The organism is Halobacillus sp. (assembly GCF_049282395.1).
GTDB lineage: Bacteria > Bacillota > Bacilli > Bacillales > Halobacillaceae > Halobacillus.
Window position 1 is genome coordinate 1 of the sequence record NZ_JBAPTY010000024.1, and the last position, 2590, is coordinate 2590.

The window sequence follows — 2590 nt, forward strand, 5'->3', positions numbered from 1 at the left end:
TTGACCACCACCGCCGGGCAGAAGAGTTTATCTCTGATCCTACGCTTGTCTATATGGAGCCATATGCTTCGTCAACAGCGGAATTAGTGACGGAATTGCTGGAATATCAGCCTAAGAAACTGAAACTTTCCATGCTTGAATCTACTGCTCTGCTTGCAGGAATTATTGTCGATACGAAAAGCTTCACGCTGCGTACCGGATCACGGACATTTGATGCTGCTTCTTATCTGCGTTCAAAAGGAGCCGACACGGTCCAGGTTCAGAAGTTTATGAAAGAAGATCTGGATGTTTATATCCGGAGAAGTAAGTTGATTGAGCGAGCGGAAGTGTATCGCGACGGAGTAGCCATATCAACCGGGAATAAAGGGGAAAATTATGGTCCCGTCATTATTGCACAAGCTGCCGATACACTCCTTACGATGAGTGGTATTGTGGCATCCTTCGTCATATCTGAACGTAAAGATGGGCGTATTGGAATCAGTGCCCGTTCTCTAGGCGATATTAACGTTCAGGTTCTTATGGAACGAATGAATGGAGGCGGTCATTTAACCAATGCTGCTACCCAGCTTGAAGACACAACGATTGAAGATGCGAAAGCATTGTTGCAAGATATAATTGACGAGTATTTTGAAGGGGGAGACACAGAATGAAGGTAATTTTTAATCAAGATGTAAAAGGTAAAGGGAAAAAAGGCGAAATCAAGGACGTATCTGATGGCTATGCCCGCAACTATCTTCTTAAAAATAACTTAGCGGTTGAAGCGACTAAAGGAAACGTCCAGGCTCAGAAAGCGATTGATGCCAAGCAGGAGCAGAAAGCCCAGGAGGAAATCGATGAAGCCGAAAAGCTGAAAGAAACCTTAAAAGATATGGAAGTCAAACTAACGGCTAAGTCCGGCGATAATGGTCGTCTGTTCGGCTCTATTACAAGCAAACAAATTGCCGAAGAATTGAAGAAAGCTCATAACATCAAAATCGACAAACGAAAAATCGAACTAGATGACCCGATCCGTAACCTTGGTTACACGAATGTACCGGTGAAGCTTCACCCAGAAGTTACGGGTACGATCCGTGTTCACATCGAAGAAAAATAAACGACCTGACTATGATCTGAATTTTCGTTTATGAAGCATCTATTATGAGCGCCTGGCCTTTTAACCCTCAGCACGATTGGAACATGTGTGTGAAGCAGTGAAGGGGCCGGGTGCTTATATTTTGTTTTGAACCAGAGGAGGAACAGCTAGTGAGTGAAGTATGGAATGATCGCACGCCGCCCCATAATATTGAAGCTGAACAGGCGGTACTGGGTGCGGTCTTTTTAGAACCTGAAGCCATGTCCACTGCCTCAGAATATTTGCTGCCCGAAGACTTTTACCGTGCCAGTCATCAGCGGATTTTTGAAGTCATGATGACGCTGGCTGATAAAGGAGAACCGATTGACCTGGTGACGGTGACTTCGGCTTTATCCAATAATAAAGTCCTTGAAGAAGTGGGTGGGGTCTCTTACCTTACCGATGTAGCGAACTCTGTACCTACGGCAGCCAATATTACGTACTATACGAAGATTGTCAGCGAGAAATCAACGTTAAGAAGTTTGATCAGGACAGCCACGAACATCGTAACCACCGGGTATTCGGAAGAAGAAGATTTAGAGGATGTCCTGAACTCAGCTGAAAAAGATATTCTGGAAGTTTCCCAGCGAAAAAACTCCAGTGCTTTTAAAAGTATTAAAGACGTACTAATCGATGTTTACGATAATATTGAACAGCTTCACAATCAAGAAGGCGGTGTAACTGGAATTCCTACGGGTTACCGTGATCTTGACAATATTACCTCCGGTTTTCAGCGAAATGACCTGATCATCATCGCAGCCCGTCCTTCTATGGGTAAGACAGCCTTTGCTTTGAATATTGCTCAGAATGTGGCTGTTCATACAGAAGAGAATGTGGCGATCTTCAGTTTGGAGATGGGAGCGGATCAGCTTGTTTCCCGTATGCTATGTGCGGAAGGGAACATTGATGCGCAGCGGCTTCGTACAGGTCACATGGAAGCAGAAGACTGGAATAAGCTGACCATGGCTATGGGGAGTTTATCCAATGCCGGAATTTATATTGATGATACACCCGGTATCCGTGTTAGTGAAATTCGCTCAAAATGCCGACGGTTAAAGCAAGAACACGGTCTTGGTATGATCCTTATCGATTATCTTCAATTAATTCAGGGAAGCGCTAATTCCAAGGAAAACCGACAGCAGGAGGTTTCTGAGATTTCACGTTCCTTGAAGGGGCTCGCGCGTGAGCTTAATGTTCCTCTCATTGCCTTATCACAGCTGTCACGTGGCGTAGAATCCCGTCAGGACAAGCGTCCAATGATGTCAGATCTGCGTGAGTCAGGGTCGATCGAGCAGGATGCCGATATTGTTGGCTTCTTGTACCGTGATGACTATTACGATCAGGAATCGGAGAACCAGAACATTATTGAAATTATTATATCCAAACAAAGGAATGGCCCGGTTGGTAACGTCGAACTTGCCTTCGTGAAAGAATATAACAAGTTCGTAGATTTGGACCACCGCTATAGCGAAGCAGACA

The 2590-nt window shown here is 44.8% G+C and carries 3 protein-coding genes; all 3 read left to right on the forward strand.

Annotated elements, in window-relative coordinates:
* The coding region (locus WAM07_RS01090) for a DHHA1 domain-containing protein (RefSeq protein WP_422164044.1) at window positions 1–650 on the forward strand (650 nt) is incomplete at its 5' end.
* Window positions 647–1093, forward strand: coding sequence for a 50S ribosomal protein L9 (gene rplI / locus WAM07_RS01095; RefSeq protein ID WP_089750437.1), 447 nt, complete (start codon window positions 647–649; stop codon window positions 1091–1093). The genes WAM07_RS01090 and rplI, both read left to right, overlap by 4 nt.
* 149 nt (window positions 1094–1242) lie before the next feature.
* Window positions 1243–2590, forward strand: a 1348-nt coding sequence (gene dnaB, locus WAM07_RS01100; RefSeq protein ID WP_422164046.1) for a replicative DNA helicase, incomplete at its 3' end; no start/stop codon positions are given.

Bases quoted from the DNA above. Each gene is read 5' to 3' on its own strand.
- rplI (WP_089750437.1), top strand. From the start codon at position 647: ATGAAGGTAATTTTTAATCAAGATGTAAAAGGTAAAGGGAAAAAAGGC.